Genomic DNA, 16594 nt, shown 5'->3' on the forward strand with positions numbered 1-16594 from the left:
TGCCGTTCCAGCGGGAATCGGACCTGGCGTCCCAGCGGGAATCGGACCCGCCGTTCCGGCTTTCCGTCGCGAAAAGCCGTTCGAAAGCACCCGCGCCTACCTTGGACCGCGTGAGGGGATGCTCCCGCGGGCGGGCCGGGAGAGGTGCGCTACCGGCCCGCCGCGCGGTCAGGCGTAGAACGTCTGCCGCAGCTCCCCGATGCCCTCGATGCGGGAGACCAGCACCTCGCCGTCGGCGAGCCAGCGCTGGGGCGTACGGCCCAGCCCGACGCCCGCGGGCGTGCCGGTGAACAGCACGTCGCCAGGCAGCAGCGGCAGGACCGCCGACAGCTTGGCCACCAGCGCGGGCACCGAGAAGATCAGGTCTCTCGTCCTGCCGCGCTGCATCTCCTCCCCGTCGATGGAGCACGTCAGCTCCAGGTCGTCGGGGTCGTCGAAGGAGTCGGGCGTCACCAGGTAGGGGCCCATCGGCGCGAAGCCGGGGAACGACTTGCCCAGGCTGAACTGCGGCGACGGCCCGGCCATCTGGGTGATGCGCTCCGACAGGTCCTGCCCGGCGGTCAGGCCCGCCACGTACTGCCAGGCCTCGTCCTCGGGGACCTGGTAGGCCTCCCGGCCGATCACCGCGACGAGCTCGATCTCCCAGTCGGTGTGTCCCTTCTCGGGCAGCTTGACCGACGAGACGGGGCCGGAGATCGCGCTGGCGAACTTGGTGAACAGCGGCGGGATGGTGTCGGGCGCCGCGAAGCCGGACTCGGCGGCGTGGGCGTGGTAGTTGAGGCCGACGGCCAGGATCTGGCGCGGGCCCGGTGCGGGCGCGCCCAGGTCGGCCTGGTCGAAGGCGGCGCCTTCCGGCAGTTCGGCGCCGGCGGCCCAGGCGCGGAACTCCTCCCAGCGTGCGTAGACCGCCTGCGGGTCGGCGGAGAACAGGCCGCCGCTGGCCTGCTCGACGTCGACCGCCTTGGCGTCTTCTGTGATCAGGACGAGCCTGGAGGAGAGGTTCGCGATACGCATGGCTCGAATATAACGGAAACTTTCGAAAGTTGCTATCGTTGCCGGTCATGGGGAAGAGCGGGGAGATCTACGAGCGGCTGCGCACCGACATCCTGGGCGGACGGCTCACTCCAGGACAGCGACTGAAATTTCCGGATCTGTGTGCTCGTTACGGCACCAGCGTCGGCGCCGCCCGCGAAGCCCTCACCCGCCTGGTCACCGAGGGTCTCGTCGCCAGCCAGTCCAACCACGGCTTCACCGTCGTCTCCCTGTCGTACGGCGACCTGGCCGAGCTGACCTCGGCCCGGCGCGAGGTCGAGCCGCTCGTGTTCGCCATGGCGGTGCGCGAGGGCGACATGGCATGGGAGGCCGCCGTGGTCGCCGCCCACCACGTGCTCGCCCGCACGCCGTTCTTTGGCGAGGACTCGCGCGAGCACCCGAGCGCGCAGTGGTCGGCCGCGCACACCGCCTTTCACCTCGCGCTGCTGGAGGGGTGCTCCAACCGGCGGCTGCGGTCCATCGCGTGCGGGCTGCGGGAGGAGGCGGAGCTGTACCGCACGTGGGCGGTGTCCTACGGGCGGGAATCGGAGGAGGAGATCGCGCTGGAGCACCGGGGGCTGCTCGACGCGGTCGTCGAGCGCGACGCCCTGAGCGCGGCCGACCGGCTGCGCCACCACATCTCGCACACGGCCCGCCTGCTGATCAGGGGCGCCACCGACACTCCCGCCTGACCGGGGGGCGGAGTCAGGCCCGCCTGGACCCCGGACCCGGGCGCCGACTCCGGGGCGCCGACTCCGGGGCGCTGGACGTCGGACGTCGGACGTCGGGCAGCCCGTGGCGGGGCTGAGCGCCACGAGCCCGGCTCCATGGTGGGAGCGATCCCGGTCGGCTTCGGCATGCGGCGTCCGGCATGCGGCGTCCGGCATGTGGCGCCCGGCATGTGGCGTCCGGCATGCGCGCCGAGCCTGTGGCGCTTAGCCCCGCCGGGGGGCCGGTCTTGGTGGGCTCACCCCCGCCGCAGCCCGTCAAGCACCAGCCCCGCCAGGTGACCGCGGCGCTCCGCGAGGCCGTCCGACTGCTCGCCGATCCAGCTCACCGCGTTGGCCAGGGCGAACAGGTCGAGCGCGTCCACGTCGTCCCGGACGGCGCCCTCCTCCTGGGCGCGGGTCAGTAGCCGTCCGGCGGCCTGTCGCATCGACAGGCAGGCCGCGTGCAGCGCCGACTCCTCGTCGGTGAGCGTGGCCATCAGGGTGGTGGCCACGCCCCGGTAGGTGCCGCCCTGGACGAACTCCCCGACCCATCGGGCCAGCGCCTCGCCGGCGTCGCTTTCGTCCTCCAGGTCCCGCGCCTGCCGCGCCAGTTCCTCGAACCGCTCGCGCAGCAACGTCTCCAGCAGTGCCTCGCGGGTCGGGAAGTGCCGGTAGAGGGTCCCGAGCCCGACGTCGGCGCGCCGGGCGACGTCGCGCAGCGAGGCCTGGGTGCCCTGCTCGGCGACGACGGCCTGGGCCACTTCCAGGATGCGCGCGCGGTTGCGTTCGGCGTCGGCACGGACCATGGGCACTCCCTTGACAAGCGGAACAGTGCTCCGCTTATTATCCGGAACACTGATCCGATTATAGGAGGCAGATGTGAAGGCCATCCGGTTCCACGAGTTCGGCGGCCCAGAAGTGCTCGTCCACGAGGAGGTGCCCACGCCGCGACCGGCCCGGGGCGAGGCGCTGGTCAAGGTGCACGCCGTGGGCGTCAACCCGCCCGACTGGTACGCCCGCACCGGGTTCGCCACCATCCCCGCGGACATGCGCCCCACCCTGCCCCTGCCGCACATCCCCGGTACGGACGTCTCCGGCGTGGTCGTCGAGGGCGCGGGGGAGTGGCAGGAGGGCGACGAGGTCTACGCGCTCATCCGCTTCCCTCCGGCGCCAGGCGGTCCGGGCGGGCGCGCGTACGCCGAATACGTCACCGTTCCCGCCGACCAGCTGGCGCGCAAGCCGCGCAGCCTCGACCACGTGCGGGCCGCGGCCGTGCCGATGGCGGGACTGACCGCCTACCAGTACGCCGTCGACCATGTACGGCCGGCATCGGGCCGGACGGTGCTGGTCAACGGCGCGGCGGGCGGCGTGGGGCACTTCGCCGCGCAACTGGCCAAGGACCAGGGCAACGAGGTGATCGCCGTGGCCTCCGGCAGGCACGCCGGCTTCCTCAGGGGCCTCGGCGTCGACCGTTTCATCGACTACACGCGGGAGGCTCTGCCCGCCGGCCTGGCCGACGTGGTCATCGACACGGTCGGCGGCGACGCGATGGACGACCTGCTCGACGTCGTGCGGCCGGGCGGCACGTTCGCGGCGGTCTTCCCCATCGGCAGGCTCAGCCCGGAGCGCGCCGCCGAGCGGGGCGTCTCCATCGTCAGCGCCCAGGTGCGCTCCAGTGGCCGCCAGCTCGGCGAGCTGGCCGAGCTGATCGACGCGGGACGCCTGGTGGTCGGCGTCGACAGTGTCCTCCCGCTCGCGCGGGCCCGCCAGGCGCACGAGCGCGCCGCGCGCGGGCACCTCCAGGGCAAGATCGTCCTGGAGGTGTAGGTCAGTCCTCGCGGGGCTGGCGCAGCACCTGGAGGCTGCGCGAGGTGACCGCCACGATGGCCCCGGCGGGCCACTGCTCGTCGGGGAAGGGTTCGTCGCGGCGCGTCTCGTCGCTGGTGTCGAGCACCGGGATCCACGACTCGCCGAACTCGGCGCCCGGCAGGGTGAAGGTCATGTCCTCGTGGTGGGCGTTGATGAGCAGCAGGAACGAGTCGTCGACGATGCGCTCGCCGCGTGGCCCCGGCTCGGTGATGGCCGAGCCGTTGAGGTAGGCGCCCATCGCCCTGGCGTAGCCGGTCTGCCAGTCTCCCGCGGTCATCTCGGTGCCCGCGGGGGTGAGCCACACCAGGTCGCGCCGGCCCTCGGTGCTGCCGCGGAAGAAGCGGCGGCGCTGGAAGACCGGGTGGCGGCGGCGCAGTCGCGAGAGCGTGCGCACGAAGTCGAGCATGCCGGACTCGAGCCCGATCCTGGACCAGTCGATCCAGGTGAGCTCGTTGTCCTGGCAGTAGCCGTTGTTGTTGCCGCGCTGGGTGCGTCCGAGCTCGTCGCCGTGGGAGAGCATGGGGATGCCCTGCGACAGGAACAGGGTGGCCAGGAGGTTGCGGCGCTGGCGTTCGCGCAGCCGTACGATCTCGGGGTCTTCCACGGGCCCTTCGGCCCCGCAGTTCCACGAGCGGTTGTCGTCGGTGCCGTCGCGGTTGTCCTCGCCGTTGTCCGTGTTGTGCTTGCGGTCGTAGGAGACCAGGTCGGTGAGGGTGAAGCCGTCGTGGCAGGTGACGAAGTTGATCGAGGCGACGGGGCGGCGGCCGCTGGAGGCGTACAGGTCGGAGGAGCCCGACAGTCGCGAGGCGAACTCCGGCAGGACGGCGTGGCCGCGCCAGAAGTCGCGCACCGCGTCGCGATACTTGCCGTTCCACTCGGTCCACAACGGCGGGAAGTTGCCGACCTGGTAGCCGCCCGGGCCCACGTCCCACGGCTCGGCGATGAGCTTGACCTGCGAGATCACCGGATCCTGCTGGATGAGGTCGAAGAAGGCGCTCAGCCGGTCGACGTCGTGCAGCTCGCGGGCGAGCGCGGCGGCCAGGTCGAAGCGGAAGCCGTCGACGTGCATGTCGAGCACCCAGTAGCGCAGGGAGTCCATGATGAGCTGCAGCGCGTGCGGGCTCCTGACGTTGAGGGAGTTGCCGCAGCCGGTGTAGTCGAGGTAGTAGCGCCGGTCGCCGTCGTGCAGCCGGTAGTAGGCCTGGTTGTCGATGCCGCGGAAGCCGAGCGTCGGCCCCATGTGGTCGCCCTCGGCGGTGTGGTTGTAGACCACGTCGAGGATGACCTCGATGCCCGCTTCGTGCAGCGCCCGCACCATGGCCTTGAACTCCAGCACCTGCTGGCCGCGCGTGCCCGCGCTGGAGTAGGCGCCGTGGGGGGCCAGGTAGGCCATCGTGTTGTAGCCCCAGTAGTTGGTCAGGCCGCGGGCCACCAGGAAGTGCTCGGGCACGAAGTGGTGGACGGGCATCAGCTCGACGGCGGTGACGCCCATGGAGAGCAGGTGGTCGATGATCGCCGGGTGGCCGACGCCGGCGTAGGTGCCGCGCTGCTCCTGGGGCACGGCCGGGTGGCGCATGGTCAGCCCGCGCACGTGCGCCTCGTAGATCACGGTCTGGTGGTACGGCGTGCGCGGGGGCCGGTCGTTGCCCCACTCGAAGAACGGGTTGATCACCACGTTCTTCGGCATGTAGGGCGCGCTGTCGACAGAGTTGATCTTGGCGGGATCGGTGAAGTAGTAGGGGAAGACCGCCTCGTTCCACACCAGGTCGCCGTCGATCGCCTTGGCGTAGGGATCGAGCAGGAGCTTGGCGGGGTTGCACCGTTTGCCGCGCGAGGGCTCGTAGGGCCCGTGCACGCGGTAGCCGTAACGCTGGCCGGGCACGATGCCGGGGAAGTAGCCGTGCCACACGAAGCCGTCGACCTCGGGCAGATCGAGGCGCTCCTCGCTGCCGTCGTCGTGAAACAGGCACAGCTCGACCCGCTCGGCGACCTCGGAGAAGATGGAGAAACTGGTTCCCACACCGTCCCAGGTGCCGCCGAGTGGATACGGTTCGCCCGGCCATACCTCTCGCATGCGTCCCGATTGTCTCATGCGAGAGGCACGGCGGGGAGAGTGGATCAGCTCAGCAGTTCGGCGTTGAGCGTGATGGTGGTGCCGGTCAGCGCCTTGCTGACCGGGCAGTTCGCCTTGGCGGTCTCGGCCGCCTCCTGGAACTGCTCGGCGGTGATGCCGGGCACGTGACCCTTGACGCTGATCACGATGCCGGTGATGCCCTCGCCCGGCTGGAAGGTCACGTCCGCGCGGGTCTCGAGCGACTGCGGCGGGGTGCCGGCGCCGTTGAGGCCGTGCGAGAGCGCCATGGAGAAGCAGGAGGAGTGAGCCGCCGCGATGAGCTCCTCGGGCGAGGTCTTGCCGTTGGCCGCCTCGGCGCGCGAGGGCCAGGACACGTCGAAGGTGCCGACCCCGGAGGAGTCGAGCGAGACGGTGCCGGAACCGTCGAGCAGGGCGCCCTTCCACTGGGTGGTGGCGGTGCGAGTCGTCGCCATGCCGATATCCCTTTCAATCGCTGATGCTCTTCAGCACCGAACATATCGCGGGCGTGCGGTCACGATCGTCAGCGCCCGGCCAATAAAACTAACCACGTGGTAGGTTTTGCCCATGAATGACACCTTTCTGTGGGGTGCGGCCGGAAGCGCGCATCAGACCGAGGGCAACAACGTGGCCAGCGACCTGTGGGCGCTGGAGAACTCCGCGACCGGCCCCTTCCCCGAGCGCAGCGGCGACGCCTGCGACGCCTACCACCGCTGGCCCGAGGACCTCGACCTGCTGCGCGAGCTCGGATTCGACGCCTACCGGTTCAGCGTGGAGTGGGCGCGGGTCGAGCCGGAGGAGGGCCGGGTGTCGAAGGCGGCTCTTGGCCACTACCGGCGGATCGTGGAGGGCTGCCTGGAGCGCGGGCTCACCCCCGTCGTCACGCTGCACCACTTCACCAGCCCCCGCTGGTTCAAGGGCTGGAAGGGCGGCGCGGAGCGCTTCCGCGCCTACGTCGAGGCGGTGGCGCCGATCCTGGAGGGCGTCGAGTGGGTGTGCACCATCAACGAGCCCAACCTCGTGGCGATGGTGTCCAGCCTGCGCGAGGGCGGCGGGGGAGTGGCGGGAGCCCTGCCCGCCCCCGACCCGGCGATGACCGAGGCGCTGATCGAGGCCCACCGGGCGGCCCGCGAGGTCCTGACGGGGTTCAGGTCGGGCTGGACCATCGCCAACCAGAACTTCGAGGCGCTGCCGGGGGCCGAGGCCGAGCGCGACGCCTGGGCGCGCCCGCGCGAGGACGTCTTCATCGAGGCCGCGAGCGGCGACGACTTCATCGGCGTGCAGGCCTACACCCGCGTGCTCGTCGGCCCCGGCGGCGCCCTGCCCGTGGCCGACGACTGCCGCAAGACGCTCATGGGCTGGGAGTACTACCCGGACGCGCTGGGCAACGCCGTGCGCTACACCGCCGCCAGGGCGCCGGGCGTGCCGATCCTGGTCACCGAGAACGGCATCGCCACCGCCGACGACGCCGAGCGCGTCGAGTACACCGGCCAGGCACTCGACGGCCTGCGCGCGGCGATGGCCGGGGGCGCCGACGTGCGCGGCTACCTGCACTGGTCGCTGCTCGACAACTACGAGTGGGGCTCCTACCGGCCCACCTTCGGCCTGGTGGAGGTGGACCGGGACAGCTTCGCGCGTACGGCTAAGCCGAGCGCCCGCTGGCTGGGGAGCCGGCGCATCTAGCCACCAGCGCGTCGACGACCTCGGCGCTCAGCCCGATGCCGAACGTGCGGAACTTGATCAGCGGCACGCCGTAGGCCATCCCGAGCAGCGCGGGACCGGCCTCGGCCAGCCACGGCACGTGCTCGGCCATCAGCTCGCGCAGCACCGGCCCGCCCACGGGGTGGGCCAGCCACTCGCCCAGCGTGGACATCCGGGTCAGCTCGGCGGTGTGGCCGTCGCCCTCGACGGCCAGCTCCCCGGTGAGCCGGATGTCACGCGAGGAGGCGCCGACCTCGACCGTCACGGTCCCCGCGTCCACCGCCCAGCCGCCGCGCGAGGCCGACCAGTAGGCCAGGTCGTGCTCGGTCACCTCGAAGGCGACGGTCGCCGACTCGCCGGGCTCGAGGCCGACCTTGTGGAAGCCGCGCAGCTCGTGGCGCGGCCGGTCGCCCTCGAAGCCCAGGTAGAGCTGGACCACCTCGTGGGCGGACCGCTCGCCCGTGTTGGTGACGGTCGCCTCCACCCGCCTGCCGTCCACGACGAGGCCGGAGTAGGCGAAACGCGAATAGGTCAGGCCGTGGCCGAAGGGGTAGGCCACGGGGGCGTCGGCCGAGTCGTAGTGGCGGTAGCCCACGTAGCGGCCCTCGCCGTAGCGCACCACCCCGTCGGAGCCGGGGAAGTGCAGGTAGGAGGGCACGTCCTGCAGCCGCAGCGGGATCGTCTCGGTCAGCCTGCCCGACGGGCTGCACACGCCGGTCAGCAGGTCGGCCAGCGCCGAGCCGCCCGCCTGGCCCAGCAGCCAGCCCTCCAGGATCGCCGTGGCGTGCTCCTGCCAGTCCGACACCGACACCACGCCGCCGTTGGAGAGCACCACGACCGTCCTGGGACAGGCCACGGCAACCGCGCGCAGCAGGTCGATCTGGTCGGCGGGCAGGTCGATGGTCGTGCGGTCGAAGCCCTCCGACTCCAGCGGCTCGGGCAGGCCGAGGAAGAGCACGGCCACCTCGTGGCGGGCGGCCAGCTCCACGGCCTCGGCGACGAGCCGCTCGTCGGCCTCGCCGTCGAGCCGGTATCCGGCGGCGAAGCCGGGGCTCCCCAGCGCCTCCAGGGCGTTGTCGAGCCTGGTCGGCACCACGTGCGAGCTGCCGCCGCCCTGGTAGCGGGGCGTGCGCGCCAGCTCGCCGACGACGCAGAAGCCGCCGGTCAGCGGCAGCACGTCGCCGTCGTTCTTCAGCAGCACGGCCGAGGCGCGTGCCGCCTCGCGGGCCAGCTCGTGGTGGGCGCCGGTGTCCCAGCCGTCGAAGCGCTGCCGCGTCGCCACGCGCTCGGCGAGCCGTACGAGCCGGTCCACGCTCTGGTCGAGCACCTTCTCGTCGAGCCGTCCCGAGCGCACCGCCCCGGCGATCTCGTCGTCGGTGCCGGTGGGCGGCATCTCCAGGTCCAGGCCCGCCTCCAGGGCGGCGACCCGGTCGTTGACGGCGCCCCAGTCGCTCATGACCAGGCCGTCGAAGCCCCATTCCTCGCGCAGCACCGTGGTCAGCAGCCACCGGTGGTGTGAGGCGTAGATCCCGTTGATCTTGTTGTAGGCCGACATGACCGCGTACGGCCTGGCCGTACGGACGATGTGCTCGAAGGCGCGCAGGTAGATCTCGCGCAGCGTCCGCTCGTCGACCTCGGCGCTGACGCGCATGCGGTCGGTCTCCTGGTTGTTGACCGCGAAGTGCTTCACGCACGCGCCGACGCCCACGGACTGGACGCCGGTCACCAGGGCCGCGCCGAGAACGCCGGTGAGGTGCGGGTCCTCGGAGAAGTACTCGAAGTTGCGCCCGCACAGCGGCGAGCGCTTGATGTTGATGCCGGGCCCGAGCAGCACGTCCACGCCCAGCGCCGAGGCCTCGCGGCCCAGGGCGGCGCCCACCCGCGTGGCCAGCTCCACGTCCCACGACGAGCCCAGCGCGACGGCGGGCGGGAAGCAGGTGGCCGGCAGGCTCCTGCGCAGCGCGAGGGCGTCGCCCTCCGCCTGCGCCTGCCTGCGCAGGCCGTGCGGCCCGTCCGACAGGGTCAGGGCGGGCACCAGCCCGTCGACGGCGGTGGTGTGCCAGGTGTCACTGCCCGAGGTGAGGGCGGCCCGGTCGTCGAGTGAGGTCATTCCAGGTCCAATCCGAGCTGGGAGAAGAAGGCCACGACCGACGCGCGCATGTCGACCTCGCCGGGGTCGAGCAGCCACTGCGTCTGCAGGCCGTCGACCAGGGCGAGCAGCTGCTGGGCGACGGCGTCAGGGTCGTGCTTGAGCGGCGGGTCGTGCTGCTCGAACAGGACGGCGAGCAGCCGCGCCGTCCGCCTGCGCAGCCGCCGGTAGCGCTCGACGAAGTAGGCGTGGGCGGGGTGTCCGGGGTCGGCGGCCTCCCCCGACACCTTGACGAACAGGCCGACGAGGCCGGGGGTGCCGGCGTTGTGCGCGATCTGGTCGAGGTGGCGCACCACGATCTCGGCGGGGCCGAGCTCGCTGGCGTCGGCGGAGGCCAGCACCTGCTGGGCGGCCAGCTCCTCGCGCCTGGTGAGCACCTGGATCAGCAGCTCGTCCTTGCCGGGGAAGTGGTGGAGCAGCCCGGCGTGGGTCATGCCCGCGTGCGCGGCGATGTCGCGCAGCGAGACGGCGTGGAAACCCGAGCGGGAGAACAGCTCCATGGCTGAGTCGAGGATGCGGGCGCGGGTGCGTTCGCCCTTGGTTCCCCGGCGGGGTGTCGGCTCGTTCACAGGGCAAACCTACCACTTGGTAGAAAGCGTCTTCCCAGCAAATCTACCAGGTGGTAAGTTTCGCGGAATGAAGCGAACAGCCGCGTTTTTGCCCCTCCTCGCCCTGCTCGCGGCCTGCTCGGGCACGCCGAGCCAGCCGGGCGCACCGGCCCAGAAGTCCCTGGCCATCGCCACCATGACGCTGCCGCAGAGCCTCGACCCGAAGGACGCCAACGGCAGCGCGCTGCCGTTCTTCCAGGCCGTGTACGACACGCTCGTCAAGCGCGAGCCAGACGGCACCTTCAGCCCGATGCTCGCCACCGAGTGGACCTACGACGCCGCCATGACCGAGCTCAAGCTCACGCTCCGCGGCGACGTGACCTTCGACGACGGCAGTCCCTTCGACGCCGCCGCGGTCAAGGCCAACATGGAGCGCTTCGTCAAGGGCGGCGGCGCGCAGGCCAAGACGCTCAACGACGTCAAGACGATCGAGGTGGTCGACGCCACCCACGTCACCCTCAAGCTCGCCCAGCCCAACCCCGCGCTCCTGTACTACCTCAGCGACGCCGCCGGCCTCATGGCCAACCCGGCCGACTTCGCCAAGGGCGAGCAGCTCAAGACCCAGCCCGGCGGCACCGGACCCTACGAGCTCGACCAGGCCCAGACCGTCATCGGCACCAAGTGGGTCTTCAAGCGCACCGCCAAGTACTGGGGCACCCGCCTGCCGTACGACACCGTCTCGATCAGCTACTTCGACAACGAGACCGCGATCGTCAACGGCATCAGGACCAAGCAGCTCAACGCCGCCCTCATCCAGGACGCCGACCAGCAGATCGCCGTCGAGGGCGCCGCCGACGTCAAGACCGTCAAGCAGGACTTCGACTTCCAGGGCATCCTGCTCTTCGACCGCGCGGGCATGGTCACGCCCCGCCTCAAGGACCCGGCCGTACGGCAGGCGCTCAACCACGCGATCGACCGCCAGACGATGCTCGACAAGATCCGCCAGGGCCGCGGCCAGATCACCGGCCAGGTCTTCGGCCCCGCCACCAAGGGCTACCTGCCCGAGCTCGACACCTTCTACGGCTTCGACCAGGCCAAGGCGCGCGAGCTGATCAAGGAGCCGTTCGAGCTGAAGCTGCCGCGCATCCCGGCCATCGTCTCCGACGCCCTGGCCGCCTCCCTCCAGACCGACCTCGGCGCCGTCGGCGTCAAGCTCGTCTGGGAGGACGTGGACGCGGGCTCGGCCATCCAGAAGATCTTCCGCGACAGGGCCTACTCCGGGATGGTCATGAACATGGGCCAGTCGCCCGCCGACTGGGTCGTCGTGGGCGAGCTGGTCCTGCCCGGCGCGTTCAACATGTTCGGCTACAGCGACGACACGGTGAAGAAGCTGCTGCCCAAGATCCAGGCCAAGGGCGAGCAGGCCGACCTGCAGGCGCTCAACCGCCACCTCGTCGAGGACGGCTGGTTCCTGCCCTTCTACCGGATGACCTACCTGCACGTCTCCGACGGCAGCGTCGCCATCACCCCGCAGGACGGCATGGCCGTGCCGTCGATCTACAACTACGCCCCGGCCGGATGACCGGCTTCGTCGTCCGCAGGGTGGCGGCGGGCGCGGGCCTGGTCCTGGTGATCTCGATGCTCTCCTACACCCTGCTGTCCATCCCGCACATCGACGTGGCCCGCCAGCTGCTCGGCCAGGGCGCCGCCCAGGAGCTCGTCGACGCCAAGAACGCCGCGCTCGGCCTCGACCGGCCCGCCCTCGTGCAATACCTCGACTGGCTGGCGGCGGCGGTGCGCGGCGACTTCGGCACCTCCTGGTTCACCAGCGAGAACGTGCTGCAGGCCATCGCCAACCGGCTGCCGGTCACGCTCAGCCTGATGGCCGGCGTCACCCTGGTCACCGCCCTGCTGTCGCTCCTTCTCGGCCTCTGGGCCGGGGTACGGCGGGGCCCGGTCGACCGGTTCGTCCAGATCCTCGCGGTCACCGGCTACGCCCTGCCCGGCTTCCTGGTCACCCTCGTCATGGTCTGGCTGTTCGCCGTCGAGCTCGGCTGGTTCCCCGCGATCGGCTACATCGGGCTGGAGGAGTCGTTCACCGGCTGGCTGTCGACCGTCACCCTGCCGATCCTGGCCCTGTCGGTCGGCTCCGTCGCGGGCGTCGCCCAGCAGGTGCGCGGCTCGGTCATCGACGTGCTGCGCCAGGACTACGTGCGCACCCTACGCGCCCGCGGGCTGCCGCCGCGGCGCATCATCCTGCGCCACGTGCTGCGCAACGCCGCCGCGCCCGCCCTGTCGGTGCTCGGCATGCAGTTCGTCGGCCTGCTCGGCGGCGCCGTCCTGGTGGAGCAGATCTTCGGCCTGCCCGGCATCGGCAGCATGACCGTCGGCTACACCACCCGCGGCGACATCCCGATCATCATGGCGCTCGTCATGATCTCGGTCATCGGAGTGATCGTCATCAACCTTCTCGTCGACATCCTGATCGGCTGGCTCAACCCGAAGGCGAGGCTGCGATGAAGTGGATCTCCGGGCTCGTGCTCGGCCTCATCGTGCTGGCCGTCCTGCTCGCCCCCGTCCTCAGCCCGGCGGGACCCGACGTGTCCAGCCTGCACCACGCCTTCGAAGGGCCCGCGCCCGGCCACCCGCTCGGCTTCGACTCCGCCGGGCGCGACATCCTGGCCAGGCTCCTGTACGGCGGGCAGAACACCCTCGGCGGCGCCCTCATCGCCCTGCTCGTCGCCCTGGTGCTCGGCGTGCCGTCAGGGCTGCTGGCCGGCTACTACGGCGGCTGGTTCGACGCCGCCGCCGGCTGGCTGGTCAACCTCGTGATGGCCCTGCCCGCCATGGTCGTGCTCCTGGCCTCCCGCGCCATCCTCGGCTCCACGGTCTGGGTGCTCATGGTGGTGCTCGGCTTCCTCATCGCGCCCAGCTTCCACCGCCTCGTGCGCGGCATCGTGGCGGGCGTGCGCGGCGAGCTGTACGTGGACGCCGCGAGGGTGTCGGGACTGAGCGACGCGCGCATCGTCTGGCGGCACGTGCTCATCGTGGTCCGCGCGCCGATCATCATCCAGATCGCGCTCGTCGCGGGCATCGCCATCGGGCTCCAGGCGGGCCTCGAATTCCTCGGCATCGGCAGCGGCGACACCCCGACCTGGGGGGCGATGCTCAACGAGGCGTTCAAGAACATGCAGCGCGACCCGGTGCTCATGCTCTGGCCGGGGCTCGCGCTCGGCCTCACCAGCGGGGCGCTCGTCCTGCTCGCGGCGGGACTGCGCGACACGCTGGAGGACCGGGGCTCGCGGGTGCCTCCGGTCGCCGCGCCGCCCGCCGTACCCGCCCCGGACCCCGGCGAGCGGGCGGCGCTGCTGTCGGTCCGCGACCTGGCCGTCGCCTACCCCTCGGGCGAGGTCGTGCACGGCGTCTCCCTCGACGTGCGCGCGGGCGAGATCCTCGGCCTCGTCGGCGAATCCGGCTCGGGCAAGACCCAGACCGCCTTCTCCATCCTCGGCATCCTGCCCGAGACCGGCAGGGTGAGCAGGGGAAGCATCACCGTCGACGGCACCGAGATCGTCGGCCTGCCCGAGAGGCGGCACCGGGAGCTGCGCGGCACCGTCGTCGCCTACATCCCGCAGGAGCCCATGAGCAACCTCGACCCGGCCTTCACCGTGGGCAGCCAGCTCGTCGAGCCGATGCGGGTGAAACTGCGGCTCGGCCGGGCGCAAGCCGTACAGAAGGCCCTCGACCTGCTCTCCCTCGTCGAGATCCGCGACCCGCGCCGGGTCTTCGACTCCTACCCGCACGAGATCTCCGGCGGCATGGCGCAGCGCGTGCTCATCGCCGGAGCGATGTCGTGCGAGCCGAAGCTGCTCATCGCCGACGAGCCCACCACCGCGCTCGACGTGCGCGTGCAGGCCGAGGTGCTCGGGCTGCTGCGCAGGCTGCAGCGCGACAACGGCCTCGGCGTGCTCCTGGTCACCCACAACCTCGGCGTCGTGGCCGACCTGTGCGACCGGGTGGCGGTGATGCGCGAAGGCCGCATCGTCGAGACCGGTACGGCCGAGCAGGTGCTCCACGCCCCCCGCGATCCCTACACCCGCATGCTGCTCGACGCGGTGCTGCCGCTGGAGGTCACGTGAACACCCTGCTCACCGTCGAGGACCTCCAGGTCTCCTACCCAGGACGCGGCTGGCGCGCGCCGCGCACCCAGGTGCTGCGCGGGATCGACCTGTCGGTGGCGCCCGGCGAGACGCTCGGGCTGGTAGGGGAATCGGGCTCGGGCAAGACCACCGTCGGCCGGGCCGTCCTGGGCCTGGTCCCCGTCGAGTCGGGCACGATCACCTTCGGCGGCGAGCGCATCGAGCACGCCACCCGGCGACGCCGCCGCGAGCTCGCCCGCGACCTCCAGGTGATCTTCCAGGACCCGTACACGTCGCTGAACCCCTCGCGCACCATCGGCGACACCCTGGCCGAGCCGCTGCTCGGAAGGCCCGGCGCCCGCACCAGGGTGGCCACGCTGCTCGAACGGGTGCACCTGCCCGCCGGCGCGGCCGCCCGGCTGCCGAGGGAGTTCTCCGGCGGCCAGCGCCAGCGGGTGGCCATCGCCAGGGCGCTGGCCATCGGCCCCAAGCTGATCGTCTGCGACGAACCGGTCTCCGCGCTCGACCTGACCACCCAGAAGACCGTGCTCGACCTGCTGCGGGAGATCCAGGAGCAGACCGGGGTGTCCTATCTGTTCGTCTCGCACGACCTGGCCGTGGTGCGCTTCGTCAGCGACCGGATCGCCGTGCTGCGCGACGGCAGGATCGTGGAGGAGCTCGGGGTGCGCGGCGAGCCCACGCACCCCTACACCCGCTCCCTGCTGCTGGCCGCGCCCGTCGCGGACGTGGCCGAGCAGCGGGCGCGGCGTCAGGCGTTCGAGGAGAACAGGTCCCTTGAACTGAAGTAGGCGTCCCAGCCCAGGGCCCGCCACAGCCCGGGATGGCCGCCGACCCGGTCGCGGTAGTCGTCCCACGTGGTGGGCCCGGCCGTCCAGGCCTTCTCCGCGATCGCGCTCAACCGGGGCAGCAGCAGGAACGCCAGGTCGTCGAAGCCCTTGACGCTCTCGCACCAGACGGCCGCCTCCACCCCCGCCAGGCGGGCGCCCTCCGGGATCTCCTCCAGCGTCCCCGGCATCCAGTCGAACAGCTCCCTGCACCCGCGCGGGGCGTAGGCGGGCATGCCGGGACGTTCTCCGTTCTGCGCCGGGTCCGTCGACTCCTCGGCGTAGCGGCGATCCAGGTACAGCACGCTGCTCGGGGAGGCGAGGATCCACGCGCCCTGCCCGACCGCGTCAGGAGTGTCCTGCGGCGAGCGGGCGAACGACTCTGCCACCACGTCGAGCAGCGGGTGGTACTCCTCCGGGACCTGCTCGCGCATCTTCTCCGCGTCGAACTCGTCGCCCCTGCCCACCCAGCACTGCACGACGTCCTGCGGCAGGAGGCTGCCCGACCTGGCCGCCTCCTGCCAGGCGACGACCTGCTTGCCCGCCTTGCGCGCCCTGGCGAGCGCCTCCGTCATGAACACGGCGTACAGCTCGTGCGGCATGCCGAACGCCTCGTCGCCGCCCAGATGCAGCCACCGCCCCGGCGTCGCCGCGATGACGGTCTCCACGAAGCCCATGGCCCTGGCCGGGTCCAGGTGGCCGAGTATCGCGTGCGGGCGCTCGCCGAGCTCCGGATAGGCCGACAACACCGCCTGCGTGTGACCCGGCATGTCCAGCTCGGGCACGACCGTGACGAACCGCTCGGCCGCGTAGCGCACGAGCTCCTGGTAGTCGGCGACCGTGTAGTGCTGGCGGCCCTCGCCGTTGCGCGAACCCGCGTCGCCCGGCCAGTGAGCGGGATCGGTCAGCTCCGGCATGCCGGGGATCTCCAGGCGCCAGGCCTGGCTGTCGCTCAGATGCAGGTGCAGGACGTTGAACTTGTACAACGCCAGCAGGTCGATCACCCGCTTCACCTGCTCGACGGGGAAGAACCGGCGCACCACGTCGAGCGACAGGCCGCGCCAGGCGTAGGCGGGGGCGTCCTGGACGAGGATGCCGGGCACCCCCTCGGCCAGCAGCTGGGCATAGGTGGTCGCGCCGCGGAACAACCCGGCCGACGTCGGCGCGGTGACCGTGACGCCGCCGTGCTCGCCGGTGACCAGCTCGTAGCCCTCCGCCTGGCCGAGGGGGTCGAGGCCACGCGGAGCGGGCTGGTCGACCGGGGCGCGCACGAAGAGCAGGTCGGGGTCTTCGGCGGTGATCTCCGTACGCGTGCCGTACAGCTTGGTGATCAGGTCGGCGGCGGCCTCGGCCACCGGATCCGGGGAGATGCGGATGACCTCGCCAGGACGTGACCCGCCGGGGCGCGGGGTGCTCAGGAGGGGCAGGGGGACGAGCGACACGGGAGCCTCCAATTTTCTACCAGTTGGTAGAAAATCGTGATTGGTCATCCATGTCAACTTTTCCGGC

The 16594-nt window shown here is 71.5% G+C and carries 14 protein-coding genes; 7 read left to right on the forward strand and 7 right to left on the reverse strand.

The window, feature by feature from the left end; genetic code table 11:
• Nucleotides 1-168: 168 nt before the first annotated feature.
• Nucleotides 169-1014, reverse strand: a complete 846-nt coding sequence (locus tag ACIBH1_RS34355; RefSeq protein ID WP_397318163.1) for a fumarylacetoacetate hydrolase family protein — start codon at nt 1012-1014, stop codon at nt 169-171.
• 47 nt (nt 1015-1061) lie between these two features.
• Between ACIBH1_RS34355 and ACIBH1_RS34360 the strand changes: the two genes are divergently transcribed.
• On the forward strand, nt 1062-1724 hold the full coding sequence (locus ACIBH1_RS34360) for a GntR family transcriptional regulator (protein WP_397318164.1): 663 nt from the start codon (nt 1062-1064) through the stop codon (nt 1722-1724).
• Nucleotides 1725-1999: 275 nt separating this feature from the next.
• Here ACIBH1_RS34360 and ACIBH1_RS34365 read toward each other — a convergent pair whose 3' ends face one another.
• On the reverse strand, nt 2000-2548 hold the full coding sequence (locus ACIBH1_RS34365) for a TetR/AcrR family transcriptional regulator (RefSeq protein ID WP_397318165.1): 549 nt from the start codon (nt 2546-2548) through the stop codon (nt 2000-2002).
• 73 nt (nt 2549-2621) lie between these two features.
• Between ACIBH1_RS34365 and ACIBH1_RS34370 the strand changes: the two genes are divergently transcribed.
• Nucleotides 2622-3569 (forward strand): NADP-dependent oxidoreductase, encoded by a 948-nt coding sequence (locus tag ACIBH1_RS34370; RefSeq protein WP_397318166.1) that lies wholly within the window; start codon nt 2622-2624, stop codon nt 3567-3569.
• A 1-nt stretch (nt 3570) separates the two neighbouring features.
• Here ACIBH1_RS34370 and glgX read toward each other — a convergent pair whose 3' ends face one another.
• Both glgX and ACIBH1_RS34380 read right to left on the reverse strand, forming a co-directional pair.
• Complete coding sequence (gene glgX, locus ACIBH1_RS34375) at nt 3571-5685, reverse strand: glycogen debranching protein GlgX (protein WP_397318167.1); 2115 nt, start codon at nt 5683-5685, stop codon at nt 3571-3573.
• Nucleotides 5686-5729: 44 nt separating this feature from the next.
• Nucleotides 5730-6158 (reverse strand): OsmC family protein, encoded by a 429-nt coding sequence (locus ACIBH1_RS34380; protein ID WP_181613294.1) that lies wholly within the window; start codon nt 6156-6158, stop codon nt 5730-5732.
• 112 nt (nt 6159-6270) lie between these two features.
• On the opposite strand from ACIBH1_RS34380, the gene ACIBH1_RS34385 reads away from it, so the two are divergent.
• The gene (locus ACIBH1_RS34385; protein WP_397318168.1) at nt 6271-7386 is read left to right on the forward strand and encodes a glycoside hydrolase family 1 protein; all 1116 of its coding nucleotides are present in this window, start codon (nt 6271-6273) and stop codon (nt 7384-7386) included.
• Here the strand turns inward: ACIBH1_RS34385 and ACIBH1_RS34390 are convergent.
• Both ACIBH1_RS34390 and ACIBH1_RS34395 read right to left on the reverse strand, forming a co-directional pair.
• A complete protein-coding gene (locus tag ACIBH1_RS34390; RefSeq protein ID WP_397318169.1) occupies nt 7346-9514 on the reverse strand; it encodes a glycoside hydrolase family 3 C-terminal domain-containing protein in 2169 nt (722 codons plus the stop codon). The two genes, ACIBH1_RS34385 and ACIBH1_RS34390, sit on opposite strands and share 41 nt — an antisense overlap.
• Nucleotides 9511-10122: a TetR/AcrR family transcriptional regulator gene (locus ACIBH1_RS34395; protein WP_397318170.1), complete on the reverse strand. Its 612-nt coding sequence runs from the start codon at nt 10120-10122 to the stop codon at nt 9511-9513. Before ACIBH1_RS34395 ends, ACIBH1_RS34390 begins: the two co-directional genes overlap by 4 nt.
• 67 nt (nt 10123-10189) lie before the next feature.
• On the opposite strand from ACIBH1_RS34395, the gene ACIBH1_RS34400 reads away from it, so the two are divergent.
• Genes ACIBH1_RS34400 through ACIBH1_RS34415 form a run of 4 tightly spaced genes read left to right on the forward strand, consistent with a single transcriptional unit; the run spans nt 10190 to nt 15049 of the window.
• A complete protein-coding gene (locus ACIBH1_RS34400) occupies nt 10190-11683 on the forward strand; it encodes an ABC transporter substrate-binding protein (protein WP_397318171.1) in 1494 nt (497 codons plus the stop codon).
• Entirely contained in the window at nt 11680-12621 is a 942-nt protein-coding gene (locus tag ACIBH1_RS34405) for an ABC transporter permease (protein ID WP_397318172.1), read from the forward strand. The genes ACIBH1_RS34400 and ACIBH1_RS34405 overlap by 4 nt, the downstream gene beginning before the upstream one ends.
• Nucleotides 12618-14240 (forward strand): dipeptide/oligopeptide/nickel ABC transporter permease/ATP-binding protein, encoded by a 1623-nt coding sequence (locus ACIBH1_RS34410; RefSeq protein WP_397318173.1) that lies wholly within the window; start codon nt 12618-12620, stop codon nt 14238-14240. The genes ACIBH1_RS34405 and ACIBH1_RS34410 overlap by 4 nt, the downstream gene beginning before the upstream one ends.
• A complete protein-coding gene (locus tag ACIBH1_RS34415) occupies nt 14237-15049 on the forward strand; it encodes an ATP-binding cassette domain-containing protein (RefSeq protein WP_397318174.1) in 813 nt (270 codons plus the stop codon). Before ACIBH1_RS34410 ends, ACIBH1_RS34415 begins: the two co-directional genes overlap by 4 nt.
• Here ACIBH1_RS34415 and ACIBH1_RS34420 read toward each other — a convergent pair.
• On the reverse strand, nt 15010-16527 hold the full coding sequence (locus ACIBH1_RS34420; RefSeq protein ID WP_397318175.1) for a family 20 glycosylhydrolase: 1518 nt from the start codon (nt 16525-16527) through the stop codon (nt 15010-15012). The two genes, ACIBH1_RS34415 and ACIBH1_RS34420, sit on opposite strands and share 40 nt — an antisense overlap.
• Between the last annotated feature and the right edge of the window lie 67 nt (nt 16528-16594).

The organism is Nonomuraea sp. NPDC050663, assembly GCF_044456985.1.
Taxonomy (GTDB): Bacteria; Actinomycetota; Actinomycetes; order Streptosporangiales; family Streptosporangiaceae; genus Nonomuraea.

What these genes read in the sequence shown, in the direction of transcription:
- ACIBH1_RS34355 (WP_397318163.1), bottom strand. Translation starts at nt 1,014, where the DNA reads ATGCGTATCGCGAACCTCTCCTCCAGGCTCGTCCTGATCACAGAAGAC.
- ACIBH1_RS34360 (WP_397318164.1), top strand. Translation starts at nt 1,062, where the DNA reads ATGGGGAAGAGCGGGGAGATCTACGAGCGGCTGCGCACCGACATCCTG.
- ACIBH1_RS34365 (WP_397318165.1), bottom strand. Translation starts at nt 2,548, where the DNA reads ATGGTCCGTGCCGACGCCGAACGCAACCGCGCGCGCATCCTGGAAGTG.
- glgX (WP_397318167.1), bottom strand. Translation starts at nt 5,685, where the DNA reads ATGCGAGAGGTATGGCCGGGCGAACCGTATCCACTCGGCGGCACCTGG.
- ACIBH1_RS34380 (WP_181613294.1), bottom strand. Translation starts at nt 6,158, where the DNA reads ATGGCGACGACTCGCACCGCCACCACCCAGTGGAAGGGCGCCCTGCTC.
- ACIBH1_RS34385 (WP_397318168.1), top strand. Translation starts at nt 6,271, where the DNA reads ATGAATGACACCTTTCTGTGGGGTGCGGCCGGAAGCGCGCATCAGACC.
- ACIBH1_RS34390 (WP_397318169.1), bottom strand. Translation starts at nt 9,514, where the DNA reads ATGACCTCACTCGACGACCGGGCCGCCCTCACCTCGGGCAGTGACACC.
- ACIBH1_RS34400 (WP_397318171.1), top strand. Translation starts at nt 10,190, where the DNA reads ATGAAGCGAACAGCCGCGTTTTTGCCCCTCCTCGCCCTGCTCGCGGCC.
- ACIBH1_RS34405 (WP_397318172.1), top strand. Translation starts at nt 11,680, where the DNA reads ATGACCGGCTTCGTCGTCCGCAGGGTGGCGGCGGGCGCGGGCCTGGTC.
- ACIBH1_RS34410 (WP_397318173.1), top strand. Translation starts at nt 12,618, where the DNA reads ATGAAGTGGATCTCCGGGCTCGTGCTCGGCCTCATCGTGCTGGCCGTC.